The sequence below is a fragment of the Aristaeella lactis genome (genome assembly GCF_018118585.1).
Classification (GTDB): domain Bacteria; phylum Bacillota; class Clostridia; order Christensenellales; family Aristaeellaceae; genus Aristaeella; species Aristaeella lactis.
On record NZ_CP069421.1, the window covers coordinates 368944 to 381984 of the forward strand.

The window sequence follows — 13041 nt, forward strand, 5'->3', positions numbered from 1 at the left end:
GAAACAGAGAAGGATGAAACCGATATGGCAGACTATCCCGTAACGCCCCTCACACCGCCGCTGAGCGAACAGGAGATCATCCGCCGCCAGAAGCTGCAGAAGCTGCTGGACGCCGGCCAGAACCCCTATGAGATCACGAGCTGGGGCGTCACTCACCGCAGCCAGCAGATCCTGAACAGCTTTGACGAGCTGGAAGGAAAGGAAGTTACCATCGCCGGCCGTATGACGAGCCGCCGCGTTATGGGTAAAGCCTCCTTCGCCCACCTGCTGGACGGAGAGGGAGATATCCAGATCTACGTCCGCCGGGACGATGTGGGAGAAGAACCCTACATGGCCTTCAAACAGGACGATATCGGTGACATCCTGGGCGTTAAGGGCACGGTTTTCCGCACCCAGACCGGTGAGATTTCCGTTCATGCCACAGAAGTGAAGCTCCTCTGCAAGAGCCTGAAGGTGCTGCCGGAGAAGTTCCACGGCCTGACGGACACCGACCTGCGTTACCGCCAGCGCTATGTTGATATGATCGTCAATCCCGAGGTTCGGGACACCTTCCGCAAGCGGAGCAAGATCATTGCCGCCGTCCGGGAGTTCCTGGATTCCCGCGGATTCATCGAAGTGGATACCCCCGTGCTCCACACCCTGGAGATCGGCGCCAGCGCGCGTCCCTTCCGTACGCACCACAATGCCCTGGACCTGGATATGTTCCTGCGCATTGAGACCGAGCTGTACCTGAAGCGCCTGATCGTCGGCGGCTTTGAGAAAGTCTATGAAGTGGGCCGGATCTTCCGCAACGAGGGCATGGACGCCACCCACAACCCTGAATTCACTTCCGTGGAAACCTACCAGGCTTATGTGGATTACAAGGAAGTCATGGAGATGGTCGAACAGCTCTATGAATTCGTTGCCATGAAGGCCCTGGGCACCACCGACGTGACCTACCAGGGTGAAGTGATCCACCTGAAGGCCCCGTGGAAGCGCATCACCATGGCGGATGCCGTGAAGGAAGCCTGCGGCGAGGATTACAACGCCTGGCAGAGCGATGAGGAAGCCCGTGCCATCTGCGATAAGCGCGATGTGCACGTGGAAAAGGACGCCACCAAGGGCGACTGCCTGGCAGCCCTCTTTGATGAGTATGTCGAAGCTTCCCTGGTGCAGCCCACCTTTATCATTGACTATCCCGTGGAGATCTCTCCGCTGGCCAAGCGCAAGCCCGAGAATCCCGCGCTGACCGAACGCTTTGAGTTCTTCATCACCGGCCATGAGATGGGCAACGCCTTCAGCGAGCTGAACGATCCCATCGATCAGCGGAAGCGTTTCGAAGACCAGGTGGCACTCCGTGCCTCCCAGGGCATCCACGCCGAAGTGGACGAAGACTTCGTCAACGCGCTGGAATACGGCATGCCGCCCACCGGCGGCCTGGGCTTCGGCCTGGACCGGCTGATCATGCTGCTGACCGATTCCTCCACCATCCGCGACGTTCTGCTCTTCCCGACGATGAAGCCGCAGGGAGAGAAGACGGCGGAAGCAGCCGCAGAGACGGAGAAGTGAGTTATAAAAAGCACCGCAGATGCGGTGCTTTTTTACTGAAAACTTTGCGATCGCTGTTACCAAAGATCCGTTCATTATCACTCCGGATCTTTGACAGCTGTAGCATGGCAGTTGTATTCCGCAATCTCAATGGTCGTAACTCCACACTGTGGAGCTTACTCCCTTTCGCTTGACCTCAGATCCGATGAGATTTCCGCCACTGGCGGTCATCGGCTCTTCGCCCAAATCAAAGATTTGGACAACTGCTCAATAACTGAAAAATGAATAATGGTGGATAAAACAGCGCCATCTGGCGCTGTTTTTTGAATGGAGAGGTTTTTCCGGCCCCGGACAAAACTCCGCAAGAAATTTCGGGCAGGCTATTCCCGCAGGAACTATACTTTCTGTACAAAACGTCGCGACCGATATTATGGAGGTTTACAGAAAATGAAAATTGCGGTTTTAGGTACAGGTTTTGGAAAAGAACACGCTAAAATTTTTCGCCGGGAAAAAGTGGTTGATGAAATCATCGTATGGGGACGCAAGCCGGAGAAGCTTAAGGAAGTTGAAACAGAGCTGGGTGTAAAAACGACGATGAATCTTGATGATATATTGAACGACTCGGATATCGCTCTTGTTGACGTATGTCTTCCGACTAAGGTTCACGCTGAGTATGCCATAAAAGCACTGCGTGCGGGAAAGCATGTTTTTGTAGAAATGCCCCTTGCCGACACAACGGAAAACGGACAAAAAATCCTTGAAACCGCAAAGGAATGCAACCGCCGTGTATTTGTCGATTTATTCCTGCAGTTTGAATATCCGTATCAGCTTTTGAAACAGATGAAAGAAGAGAACCGATACGGTGAATGCATCGACTTTTATATCAGACGACAAACACCGCACTGGTGGGGCAATCTTGATCTGGACAACATTGCATTAAGTTTAATGCATCATGACATCGATTATGTGCTACAATTGCTGGGTAAACCGGATTCGATTCGGGTTGCGGGCAGAAACGTCCGCCCTGAATGTTCTGCGGTAACTGCGCTGATGAGCTTCAAAAATGCGACGGCAACGATTCACGCAGACTCATCACTGGTTGACACATGCCCTTTCAGCGTAGGATTTGAGGCTACATTTGAAAAGGCTTTTATCCGCTATTTTGAGGACGGCTATCAGGACGGAAGAACAGAAACAAAGCTTGAAATCTTTACCGATGAAAAGCTGGAAGAAGTTAAACTTGTTCAGCAGAACTGCTATGAGCTGGTATGCCATGATGTTGTGGAATCCATTCTGGAAAACAAACCGTCACGGCTTGATATTGAACATGCTTTGCTCACTTTGAAGACGATCGTGCAGATGAACGGGATGATGTGCGGCGGACAGTGAAAGGAATACAATGACAGGCTACGAAACACTGCAAAGAGCTGTGGAATACATTGAAGCGCATATGCTCGACAACATCACTTATGTTGATGCCGCAAATCACGTCAATATGTCGCCGTACGAATTTCACAGGACATTCCGCTTTATTTCAGGCATAACTCCCGGCACGTACATCAGGAACAGAAGGCTTTCGCTTGCCGGACAGGAGCTTTTGTACACAGACGTAAAAGTAACAGATCTCGCGATGAAATACTGGTTCGACAGCGTGGATGGATTTACAAAAGCATTTTCGCGCTTTCATGGCATTACGCCAAGCGCGGTAAAGGCCGGCGGCAGAAGCCTTGCAATGTACAATCCGCTTTCAATCAGAGTCACGATGGAAGGCGCAACACCCATCAGATACAGGATGACAGAGCAGAAAACGGTGACTTTTCTCGCAATTCCACGTTCCTTTTCAGTCGATATCATTGAAGATGATGATGACCACAGCATTTCTGATTTCTGGGGTGAATGCATATCAAATAATAAACTCGATCTGCTGAAATCCTTCCGCGAAAAAAATGATGACAGAGTTTTCGGGCTGTGCTCTGAACTGAAAGAGAACTCCACATCATTTGTTTACGCACTTGCAGTTGCTGTCCCAGATGACTTTGATTTTAGGCAGGCACCGGAGGGCTTTACAAAATGGGAAGTAGGGAAAAGCCGCTATGTAGTATTCAACTGCTATGGCAAAGATGGAGACTGCATCTCAAAAGCGTGGGAAAACTATTACCAAAATTTTCTGCCGCAGAGCGGACTTGAATCAAAGGTGTCACCGGATTTTGAGGTTTATTTTGATAACGGAAATCCGGACCTGATGTGTGAGCTTTGGATTCCAGTGGTTTAATGGCCGTTTGACCTGAGACAATGAGTAAAGCACCGCAAAGGCGCAATGTCATTTAGATAATGACATTAACCAAGGGGCAAAGGAAACTGACCGCCAGAGAAAGGTGGTCAGTTTTCTTCTGAGCAGAGAAATCTCTACAAACAGGTATACGAAAGAGGCAGATGCTTTCATCTACTTCAGAAAAGGGAACGATAGGGACGGTCCTTTTCGTTCCCACAGATCTCTCCACTGCGCCTGCGGCTTCGGTCGAGATGACACGAAGGCCAAGACTCCGTATCAACCATGGGACAGGCTGCAGAAACAATAATTCTGCATTTTGAATTCTGCTTAGTCTGCGGCTGTTCCTATTGTTCCTGATTGTTTGCCCTGGAATGAAGGAAAAAGGAAAGGAAAACGGGAATAATAATACACAGAGTTTATAAAACAGAAGATATTTCAGGTGAGGATTGTTTTGCTGGCATAAAACGCGGAGGAGGATGATCATGAAAAAGTTGACCGCGGTGGTCATGGCGCTGATGATGATCACAATGATGTTATTTGCCGTGCCGGTACTGGCGGAGGAAAGCGAAGAGCTTTTTGCGGAATGGAATCCGGAGGCGCCGGCGCTGAAGGCACTGATCGAATACGTGGAAACTGTGACGAATGAGGAGTCGCCGGACTATATTCCGCCGGTGGACCGGATCGCTGTCTTTGATATGGACGGTACGCTCTGCGCGGAACTGAATCCGACTTATCTGGAGTATTATCTGCTTGCCTGGAGAATCCTGAAGGACCGTTCCTGGCAGCCGGATGAGGAGATGCTGGAGTTTGGGCGTATGCTCCGGGATCACGCACTGGACGGATCTTTCCCGGAAGATATGCCTATGCAGCACGCGCTGCACGCTGCAAAGGCCTATTCCGGTATGACGCTGTCAGAGTTTGCGGATTTCGTGACCAACTGCCTGGTGCGTGACGCGGACGGGTTTGAAGGCATGACCTATGCAAACACCTTTTACGTTCCGATGATCGAAGTGGTGGAATACCTGCAGGACAATGACTTTAAGGTCTTTATCTGCAGCGGAAGCGACCGTTTCATCTGCCGGACCTTTATTGAAGGAATACTGGATATCCCTTATGAGCAGATCATCGGCATGGATGTGGCGGTGGAGGCTGTTAACCAGGGAGACACTGACGGTCTGGATTATGTCTTTACCAGTGATGACTGCATTGTTCGTACGGATAACCTGCTGATCAAGAACCTGAAGATGAACAAGGTGCTGCAGATCGTTCGGGAGATCGGACGCCAGCCTGTCCTGTCCTTTGGCAATTCCAGCGGCGATGTGAGCATGCACAACTATACGATCTATAATAATGGCTACAAAAGCGCCGCGTTTATGCTGATCGCGGACAACGAGGAACAGGATTACGGGAATACGGAAAAAGCCCAGAAACTGCGGGAAAAATGGGAAGCAAACGGCTATTATGTGATTTCGATGAAGGATGATTTCAGGACGATTTACGGGGAAGAAGTGAGCAAGACAGGGACATTCCACTGGCTGGAGGATCTTGCGGATTAATAGGGAAGGAATGGAAAAAAGGAACGGATAGAGTCCGTTCCTTTTTTGATGCGTGAAGGGAACGATAGGGACGGTCCTTTTCGTTCCCACAGATCTCTCCACTGCGCCTGCGGCTTCGGTCGAGATGACATTTGGGGATGTGCTTTAGGGACGATTCGTTGTTTGGAGTGAAGAGTGAAGAGTGTAGAGTTGTGGACGTTAAATGGTTTTAACGTCCTCGACGACGATCGATGCCCGCGGTCTGGTAGTAGCGGGCTTTTTCCGCGTACATCATTTCATCAGATTCCTTCAGCATTTCACTGATGGATTTCGAACCGTTCTCCGAGCAGCTATAGCCGATGGCACAGGTGAATTCCGTTTCGGCAAGATTCCTCTGGATGCGGTCAATCAGCAGGTGCACATCGCTTTCCAGGGCCTGCTGGCAGATGATCAGGAATTCGTCTCCGCCGATCCGGTAAACAGACTGATGGGATTTGGCGGCACGCTTGAAACAAAGTGCCAGGGTGGTCAGCGCGTCATCCCCGGCGGCATGGCCGCGGGTGTCATTGATCCGCTTGAGGCCGTTCATATCCATGGAGACGAGGGCGGTGATACTGCCTGCCTCGGTTTCCATATCGGCATAGCAGGCCTGGCGGTTGAGAAGCCCGGTCAGGGAATCCTGTTTGGTCAGGTTCAGGATAGAGAACAGATAATAGGTAAACAGGGCGATGGAGATGGTTTCGCAGAAAATATGTGAATAGATTGGACCCAGCAGGAAAGGCAGGATGACGCCGGAGCCCAGGGTTAAAGCAAAGAACGCGATGGGAATCAGTTCCATGGACTGTTTATTGCTTCGCCTGTAGAGGACATAGATCAGGTTGCTGCCGTACAGCCCGGGGATTATGTAGGGAAGAAACCGCAGCGGGCCGTACTGGATAGAACCGTCTTCCAGCGGGCGGCAGATGATGTTGGTGAAAATGTTGATAAAACAGAGGATCGCAAGGATAATGGCGGGAATGAAAATAGCCCGCTTGAGCTTTTTGACCAGGGTATAGAGTACCTGGGCATCAATGAACGGGGTGGCGCTGTAACGGATGGCCATCAGAACGGACCGTCCCTTCCATACAATGCCATGGTCATTCAGGAAAAATTCAACAAAAACAATAACGGAAAGGATCAGAACCTCCAGAATCAGCAGGCACATCCGGTTGGCAAAGGTTTTGTCGAGAAAGGAGGTGGTTCTCAGCGAGATCAGGAAGGCCAGGGATACCAGGATCAGAGCCCAGTTCTGGATGATGTACTCCTTTAACATTAACACGCTTTCAAACGCTCCCCGTCAGAGAAAATAAAAGTCCTGATAATGCATAATAAACCAGGATCGCGAAATGTACAAGATATTTTGTACAGATTAGTCTGTGTAATGCAAAACATTTACACTTTCTATTGGTTATTTTACGTTTTTGCCAATGATGCCGGTTACCACCCGGCCGACGATGCCAACAATCAGGGCGGTCAGTCCGGCGGTAAGCAGTTCATCACCGACATGGCTGTTGACGGTGTACCGGAGCTGGAGCTCCGGAGTCGGATCCTGGTAGGGGATACCGGCTTTGATGACCAGGTAATAGGCGCTGAGCAGGAGAATGATGACTCCGGCGATGATAAAACCGCGGGAAAGGGTTTTCAATGACTCAACTGTTTTCTTCATTTTCAGAACATTCCTTTGTTTTGTTATTCCGGTCGGGATGGCAGGATCAATACAGATCGTAATCGGAAGCCAGTACTTCGGAAAATGCGACGGCGCTGCTGTCATCGATACTCATAAACCGCATCGCGGGATTGCAAACCTTGATCTGATCGCCGATCATGGCTAACACCCAGGCGGAAGGATACTTATATGTGATTTCCCGGGAAACCAGCAGCATTGTGGGAATTCCCTGACTCCTGAGCATGGCGCACATCAGGGAAGCAAGATCCAGTTCTATTCCCATTCGGGTGCGCCAGCATTCATCCGGATCCGGAACAGTATAGTTTTCCACGGTTATACTTTTGATGTAGTCATACACGAAGTTTTCATCAAAATACTCAAGAAGCTTGTTGTAGATCTCTTCCTGATCCGTTATGCCTTCGCAAAATTCGGCAGCAAACTGAACGTATTTTGATTCCTCTGTGAAGGGGACCATCTCATTAGGGAGAAGATAAGCAGACATTGATTCTTCTTCCGCAGGTTCCGCGAAAACAGCCCCGGTGCTGCCGGTCAAAACAACAACACTGCACAGGAGAATGAACAGTTTCTGTAAAGTCTTCTTCATGGCTTTATCTCCTTCATGATGATTGTGATGATGCTGCTATATACTATACGATAAAACGGGGAATAATGCCACATACAGAGCCGGGAACATGAAAAGAACAGCCGGGGGAAACGCTCCCCCGACTGAATGAATCATCCCTCTGCTCAGAACATTTGTCCCCGGCTGGGGCAGTTAAGCCATGGCTCTTCTCTTCAGGGCTTCGACAGCTTCGTAAACCCTGTCGGACAGATTGTCGATCCGGGCGCGGGCGTTGTTGATCTTGTCCTGGACCATCAAGTCACTGAAGAAGTTGTCGCAGAAGATGTCCAGCATGGATACCAGGGAACCGGTATCGATCTGCAGATCCTCATCGTCCACATCCCGGAGCTCCCGGGCAAAGTTGCGCAGGTCGCGGTTGGCCAGGGACATCCACTCGTTGGCGTTGTCGATCTTGCTATGCTTGATGAAGCTGGAGATCATGCCGCCGCCGAGCATGTCATAGATGCCCCAGTTCCGGGCGGAATTCAGCTGCTTTTTGGCTTCATTCAGGCTGTCCAGGGCACGCTCACCGGCATGGATGGCCTCATTGATCTCCCGAAGTTCATCATCAGAAGCGACGGGACGGGGTGCGTCATAAGACGTGTTCCGGGTGACGTATCCGGAGTCAGAGGGTTCATACCGGTCTTCCTCATAATTGTCTTCTATACGGTTCTGACGGTTTTTCCGGTAGAGGTAGTATCCTATACCGATTCCAACAATAACTGCAAAAATCTCCATCTCGTAAAACCTCCCTGGGAGAAGTGCCTCCCGATGAACCTATCGTAAAGGAAAATGGAGGAGAAAAACAGGCCGGATGAGGACAAATAGACAGGGGTATTTCGCTGAAGTGGGCCATGTTTCCGAAGAACACACGCAGTGTTCAGAAGTTTTTCACATAATCATTAGGTACACATAAGGAAAGGGGAATAAGATGCAATTGTCAAAGGGAGACACGGCCGACTCCCGCCAACGACGGGCATCATCCACGCCGGTTCCGTTTCATTTTCCGGCGGAGATGTTTCGATATAGATTCTCCCCACTTTTCTCTTGCGGCGCCACAGCACATGGCGCCGCTCTTTTTATACAAATGAAAAGGCCCGGGCAGATGCCCGGGTCTAAGCGTGGGAGAAATCCTTATTCCAGGTTGAGGATTACGGCGAGGTCGTCCCGCTCCACCGGGCCGTCAGCTGTGTGCTGCACAGGAACCAGGGTGACTGTATGAAGCGGTCGGTTGGCAACGTATTGCAGTATATGGTTTACATAAAGTTCTTTTGCGTCAGTATGAGTCATATCGTAGTTGACGTTCCCCTCAAGGAGTCCGGGTTCATCGGACTTCAGGACAAATTCCCACTCCAGATCATCATAGAATTCATTTGGCACATTGAGATATTTTGTCGTGACCAGAACGTTGATTCCGTCTGCTGTGGCTTCGGCCCTCGGGACTGTATACTTCTGCTCTTCAGGAAGAGTAAAGCTGACAGGCGCCGGCAGTTTCAGGATCTCAGCGCGTTCCGCTTCGAAACTGAAGACCGCCTCTTCTTCCTGTGTGAAAACATCACGCTTATACAGGTTGAAAATGTATTCGTCCAGATCGCCTTCGAAGCACAGGATACCGTCTTCATCCTCGAACGGATACAGGATGATCTCTTCCAGCCCATAACCGTTGTTATACAACAGCAGTTCATGCCGTGCGTACGCTTCTTCCCGGAGCTTATAGAGATTTTCTGCCAGCGCTCCGTGGTAACGGGAGTTAATGGTCGCCGGTCCCTGAAGATTCGTCAGTTTGAACATTAGTGACTCGATGTTGGGCGCATTCTGGGAGTCCGGGTCAGATACGATGATATCGTCTAAAGAATATTCCGAATAAGCAATATTCCAGTCCGTGTGCAGGACATTGAAGGTGACTGTCCACTGTACATCCTGGTCTATGGTGATCGGCTTATTATCAGAATACTGGAGATCAGCCTCAAAGATCATGTCATCCAGGCTTCCGTTTTCCTGACCGCATGGCGGTTCAATTTCCGGAACCCAGAAGCCCCTGCCATCATCAGGCCCGTCCACTACCCAGAGATTGGTCTGCCAAATTTTGCTCCCGCTTGTGGCTTTGATGGAGGGGATGACATAGACCCGTTCAGCGTCTTCCTTGGGCGTTACACTCATGGTGAACCTCAGCTTGGCTCCGTCAAAAACGGCCTCACTGATTTCGGCACTGAAGTATTTGCCTTCCCAGGTTTGCCCTATTGTCATGATTCTGTCTGTGAAAGCGGTGTTTTCAGCCTGGTCCGGGAAATGCTTTATCAGGCCGAACCCGTTTGTGACCGCGGCAGCCACGGCGGTCATGAGCAGCATAACGGCTATGACGATGACTGCACCGGCGGGCAGTTTCTTCTTCATATGTTGTTCTTCCTTTCCCTGCGCCCGGACGCGGATCTTCTGCGCCAGCCAGGGGTCAGGCTTCGCGGCTGAGGTGACTTGCTCCACAGCCTGATGAACTTTCTGATGGATATTGGATCCACTCATCTTCCTGTCCTCCTTTCAGCACGTCCCGCAGTAATCCCTGGGCGTGATCTAATCGTCTTGATACAGTTGAGACGGAGGTGTGCAGGATATCCGCAATTTCCGCCTGATTCATGTCCTGGTAATAGTAAAGGAGGATTACGTCCTTGTACCGGACAGGCAGTTTCAGGATTGCCTGTCCCAGGGCTTCAGCTTCCTCGTCCCGGCTGTCATCCCCGGCAGCGATCTGAAGGTCATCCGGCGTGACGCGCCTGTCATGGTGGCGGAACCACGCGGAACGGAGCATGTCCTTGCAGGTGTTTACTCCTATCTTCATGATCCAGGTTTTCATGCTGCAGTCATCCCTGAATTGCCGGAGGCTTTTATATACCTTCAGGAAGGTTTCCTGAACCGCGTCTTCCGCGAGTGACATGTCACGAAGGTACATAAAACACAGCCGTTTCAGCGGCAGCTGGTACTCCAGTACCATACGGTCAAACAGATCCTCTGTATTGCAGGATGGGCCCTTTTCCGCAATCATCCGGTGACCGACCTCCTTTCACTTATACAGACGATGCTGACTTTCGTTTTTTGCAGGAGAAAGGAAAAAGTTGAAAAAATTAGTCAAGACGTTTCAGGCAGGAGTGCTTTTCATCGATGGCAAAGCCGTTCTGCCGGTAGAAGTTCAGGGTGGATTCCTTGTTGGATCCGGTTTCCAGTGAGATCTTATAGCAATGGAACGCCTTTGCGATATCCGAGGCTTTCTGGAGCAACGCGGAGGCATACCCCTTCTGCCGGTGATCCGCATGGGTGACGACGTTCTCAATGACCGCAAAGGGGCGGACGTTGTGGGTCATGCTCCGTATAATGGACATCTGCACGGAGGAGACCACTTCGCCGTTTTCCTCTGCGATCAGGATATAGTTGTAGTTGTCGTTTTCATATTCAGCCAGGAGTTTTTTCCAGACCGCCATATTCTGTTCTTCCTGAGGCGGGTATTTGGTCAAGTGTTCAAAATAGAGAACTTTCAGCGCTTCAGCGTCTTTCGCTGCTGCTTCACGAATGATCATAAGCCACCCCGTTTCTTCTGGTTAAGGAATGATCTCGACGGTAAACACAACGGTTTCCCCGCAGTCCGTGCACTGATACGGACCGTTCCGCAGGTTGCCGCCCCGCCGGAAGGCATAGATGAAGGGATAAAGCGCGTTCATGGCGACCATGCACACATTGTCGCTGTGTTCCTTATCCAGGCAGCTGCCTTCGAAGCAGATCACGTCACCGACTTTGTATTTCGGGCAATGACTTTCAATGACTGTCACTTTGACTTTGTTGTCCGCGTAGCTCATCAGTATTACCTCCAACGAAATGAAGGCCGGTACCGCGGCCTTCGCTTAAGTGTTACACGTGAATTATAACATGAAATGAATGAGTAACGAAAGAGAAAGACATCAGAAAAGCGAGATGCATTTCTCGTCGTAGTTTTCCAGGCTTTTATCATGGGTGATAAAGCGGCAGCCCTCCGCTTTCGCCTGGGCAGCGAGCAGGCGGTCGAAAGGATCCAGGTTGCTCAGCTGCCGGCCGGGACGAACCTTCAGACCCCGGATGGCAAGAATATGGGAGGGAAGGATGGTCATGGGTTCAAATCCGGATTCCAGGCAGTACTGCATGATCTCTTTTTCATTGTAAGGGCACTTTTCCGGGTTCTTCTGGTTTTTGACGGCTATTTCCCAAAGGGAGGCGGTGCTGAAAAACACAATGTTGTCCGGAGAACCGATCATTTCCCGTGCGGCATAGGGCAGGCGGGAATCGTTTGTCAGGGCCCAGATGATCATATGCGTATCGAGAAGAAGCTTCATCAGAGGATCCCCCCGTTGGCAAAGTCATCTTCTGTAAGGATGCTGTTGAAGTCTTCCAGGGAGGGAAGAGCAGGCAGTTTGCCTTCCGCAAGGCCGATGCGTTTGACCTCCGGATCCGTGAACGGAACGATTTTGGCAACGGGCTTTCCGCTCCGGGTGATGACAACATAAGGCTCATCATTGTCCACAACGGCGGAAACATATTTGGACAGGTTGGTTTTGGCTTCAAACATGCTGACGGTTGTCATCCGGATCACCTCCTGAATCAAGTTAGCTAAATTAGCTAAGTTAAGTATAAAACGGATTCTGAAACCTGTCAAATGATTTTAATTATGTTCTAATGATTTATCCCTTATTTTCAAAGAAACAATGGATATAATGATACACGTAAACGATGAGTTCCCGAGTGAACGACAGGAGGAAGGAAACTATGAAGAAACTGTGCAAGAGCAATACAAATAAGAAGATCTGCGGCGTGTGCGGCGGCATCGCTGAATACCTGAACACCGATCCGACCCTGATCCGCCTGGCGTTCCTGGTGATCTGCCTGGCAGCCGGCAGCGGCCTGCTGGCTTATATCGCGGCGGCGCTGATCCTGCCCGAAGCTTCTGCGGTGGAGGAGGACGATGATTGACGCGATCCTTGAAATCATTACTGGTATCGTGGACTTCTTTGCGGACCTGTGGCTGAATAAGATTTCAGCGAAGTATCACCAGAAAAAGGAAGCGGAGAAGAAGGCCGCGGAAACTGAAGAAGAAAATTCATAATTCATAATTCAGAATTAAGAATGGCGGAGAAAATCGCACCCGAAGGTGCGATTTTTTTGATTTGAATGAGATTTCTCCACTTCGCTTCGCTTCGGTCGAAATGACAACGGGGGCAAAAGCCCGGGTAGGAAGTAGGAAGTAGGAGGTATGAGGTAGGAAGTGTTTTCTGGCTGCGGGCGGGTTAGATCTCTCCGCTGCGCCTACGGCTCCGGTCGAGATGACAACGGGGGGAGCGAGGTGCGATAAGGTCTGCAGGAACGC

At 50.6% G+C, this 13041-nt stretch carries 16 protein-coding genes; 6 read left to right on the plus strand and 10 right to left on the minus strand.

Annotation, left to right across the window (positions count from 1 at the left end; translation table 11 throughout):
- Positions 1-24: 24 nt before the first annotated feature.
- From lysS to JYE50_RS01795, 4 genes are all read left to right on the plus strand, one after another.
- Positions 25-1548 carry a lysine--tRNA ligase gene (lysS, locus tag JYE50_RS01780; protein ID WP_084096522.1) on the plus strand — a complete coding sequence of 508 codons (1524 nt, stop codon included), beginning with the start codon at positions 25-27 and terminating at the stop codon, positions 1546-1548.
- Between the two features lie 426 nt (positions 1549-1974).
- Positions 1975-2916 carry a Gfo/Idh/MocA family protein gene (locus JYE50_RS01785; protein WP_179138390.1) on the plus strand — a complete coding sequence of 314 codons (942 nt, stop codon included), beginning with the start codon at positions 1975-1977 and terminating at the stop codon, positions 2914-2916.
- A 10-nt stretch (positions 2917-2926) separates the two neighbouring features.
- On the plus strand, positions 2927-3799 hold the full coding sequence (locus tag JYE50_RS01790) for an AraC family transcriptional regulator (RefSeq protein ID WP_084096520.1): 873 nt from the start codon (positions 2927-2929) through the stop codon (positions 3797-3799).
- Positions 3800-4281: 482 nt separating this feature from the next.
- Positions 4282-5355, plus strand: a complete 1074-nt coding sequence (locus tag JYE50_RS01795) for a haloacid dehalogenase-like hydrolase (protein ID WP_179138389.1) — start codon at positions 4282-4284, stop codon at positions 5353-5355.
- A gap of 208 nt (positions 5356-5563) precedes the next feature.
- Here the strand turns inward: JYE50_RS01795 and JYE50_RS01800 are convergent, their stop codons facing one another.
- The 10 genes from JYE50_RS01800 to JYE50_RS01845 form a co-directional block, all read right to left on the minus strand.
- A complete protein-coding gene (locus JYE50_RS01800) occupies positions 5564-6646 on the minus strand; it encodes a GGDEF domain-containing protein (protein WP_084096518.1) in 1083 nt (360 codons plus the stop codon).
- A gap of 135 nt (positions 6647-6781) precedes the next feature.
- Positions 6782-7039 (minus strand): hypothetical protein, encoded by a 258-nt coding sequence (locus tag JYE50_RS01805; RefSeq protein ID WP_084096517.1) that lies wholly within the window; start codon positions 7037-7039, stop codon positions 6782-6784.
- Between the two features lie 46 nt (positions 7040-7085).
- The gene (locus tag JYE50_RS01810) at positions 7086-7643 is read right to left on the minus strand and encodes a transglutaminase-like domain-containing protein (protein ID WP_084096516.1); all 558 of its coding nucleotides are present in this window, start codon (positions 7641-7643) and stop codon (positions 7086-7088) included.
- Positions 7644-7814: 171 nt separating this feature from the next.
- Positions 7815-8399 (minus strand): hypothetical protein, encoded by a 585-nt coding sequence (locus JYE50_RS01815; protein ID WP_283399239.1) that lies wholly within the window; start codon positions 8397-8399, stop codon positions 7815-7817.
- A gap of 396 nt (positions 8400-8795) precedes the next feature.
- A complete protein-coding gene (locus tag JYE50_RS01820; RefSeq protein WP_084096515.1) occupies positions 8796-10181 on the minus strand; it encodes a hypothetical protein in 1386 nt (461 codons plus the stop codon).
- The gene (locus JYE50_RS01825) at positions 10111-10698 is read right to left on the minus strand and encodes an RNA polymerase sigma factor (RefSeq protein WP_084096514.1); all 588 of its coding nucleotides are present in this window, start codon (positions 10696-10698) and stop codon (positions 10111-10113) included. The genes JYE50_RS01820 and JYE50_RS01825 overlap by 71 nt, the downstream gene beginning before the upstream one ends.
- A 79-nt stretch (positions 10699-10777) precedes the next feature.
- Positions 10778-11227 carry a GNAT family N-acetyltransferase gene (locus JYE50_RS01830; RefSeq protein ID WP_084096513.1) on the minus strand — a complete coding sequence of 150 codons (450 nt, stop codon included), beginning with the start codon at positions 11225-11227 and terminating at the stop codon, positions 10778-10780.
- A gap of 21 nt (positions 11228-11248) precedes the next feature.
- Entirely contained in the window at positions 11249-11503 is a 255-nt protein-coding gene (locus tag JYE50_RS01835) for a TIGR04076 family protein (protein WP_084096512.1), read from the minus strand.
- A 102-nt stretch (positions 11504-11605) separates the two neighbouring features.
- A complete protein-coding gene (locus JYE50_RS01840) occupies positions 11606-12013 on the minus strand; it encodes a type II toxin-antitoxin system VapC family toxin (RefSeq protein ID WP_084096511.1) in 408 nt (135 codons plus the stop codon).
- Positions 12013-12261, minus strand: a complete 249-nt coding sequence (locus JYE50_RS01845) for a type II toxin-antitoxin system Phd/YefM family antitoxin (protein ID WP_084096510.1) — start codon at positions 12259-12261, stop codon at positions 12013-12015. The genes JYE50_RS01840 and JYE50_RS01845 overlap by 1 nt, the downstream gene beginning before the upstream one ends.
- 182 nt (positions 12262-12443) lie before the next feature.
- Between JYE50_RS01845 and JYE50_RS01850 the strand changes: the two genes are divergently transcribed.
- On the plus strand, positions 12444-12647 hold the full coding sequence (locus JYE50_RS01850; RefSeq protein ID WP_084096509.1) for a PspC domain-containing protein: 204 nt from the start codon (positions 12444-12446) through the stop codon (positions 12645-12647).
- Positions 12640-12780, plus strand: a complete 141-nt coding sequence (locus tag JYE50_RS01855; protein ID WP_179138388.1) for a hypothetical protein — start codon at positions 12640-12642, stop codon at positions 12778-12780. Before JYE50_RS01850 ends, JYE50_RS01855 begins: the two co-directional genes overlap by 8 nt.
- Positions 12781-13041 lie beyond the last annotated feature (261 nt).

Coding starts and splice junctions, on each gene's coding strand:
- JYE50_RS01820 (WP_084096515.1), bottom strand. CDS start 10,181: ATGAGTGGATCCAATATCCATCAGAAAGTTCATCAGGCTGTGGAGCAA.
- JYE50_RS01815 (WP_283399239.1), bottom strand. CDS start 8,399: ATGGAGATTTTTGCAGTTATTGTTGGAATCGGTATAGGATACTACCTC.
- JYE50_RS01810 (WP_084096516.1), bottom strand. CDS start 7,643: ATGAAGAAGACTTTACAGAAACTGTTCATTCTCCTGTGCAGTGTTGTT.
- JYE50_RS01845 (WP_084096510.1), bottom strand. CDS start 12,261: ATGACAACCGTCAGCATGTTTGAAGCCAAAACCAACCTGTCCAAATAT.
- JYE50_RS01795 (WP_179138389.1), top strand. CDS start 4,282: ATGAAAAAGTTGACCGCGGTGGTCATGGCGCTGATGATGATCACAATG.
- JYE50_RS01850 (WP_084096509.1), top strand. CDS start 12,444: ATGAAGAAACTGTGCAAGAGCAATACAAATAAGAAGATCTGCGGCGTG.
- JYE50_RS01805 (WP_084096517.1), bottom strand. CDS start 7,039: ATGAAGAAAACAGTTGAGTCATTGAAAACCCTTTCCCGCGGTTTTATC.
- JYE50_RS01830 (WP_084096513.1), bottom strand. CDS start 11,227: ATGATCATTCGTGAAGCAGCAGCGAAAGACGCTGAAGCGCTGAAAGTT.
- JYE50_RS01800 (WP_084096518.1), bottom strand. CDS start 6,646: ATGTTAAAGGAGTACATCATCCAGAACTGGGCTCTGATCCTGGTATCC.
- JYE50_RS01855 (WP_179138388.1), top strand. CDS start 12,640: ATGATTGACGCGATCCTTGAAATCATTACTGGTATCGTGGACTTCTTT.
- JYE50_RS01840 (WP_084096511.1), bottom strand. CDS start 12,013: ATGAAGCTTCTTCTCGATACGCATATGATCATCTGGGCCCTGACAAAC.
- lysS (WP_084096522.1), top strand. CDS start 25: ATGGCAGACTATCCCGTAACGCCCCTCACACCGCCGCTGAGCGAACAG.
- JYE50_RS01790 (WP_084096520.1), top strand. CDS start 2,927: ATGACAGGCTACGAAACACTGCAAAGAGCTGTGGAATACATTGAAGCG.
- JYE50_RS01835 (WP_084096512.1), bottom strand. CDS start 11,503: ATGAGCTACGCGGACAACAAAGTCAAAGTGACAGTCATTGAAAGTCAT.
- JYE50_RS01825 (WP_084096514.1), bottom strand. CDS start 10,698: ATGATTGCGGAAAAGGGCCCATCCTGCAATACAGAGGATCTGTTTGAC.
- JYE50_RS01785 (WP_179138390.1), top strand. CDS start 1,975: ATGAAAATTGCGGTTTTAGGTACAGGTTTTGGAAAAGAACACGCTAAA.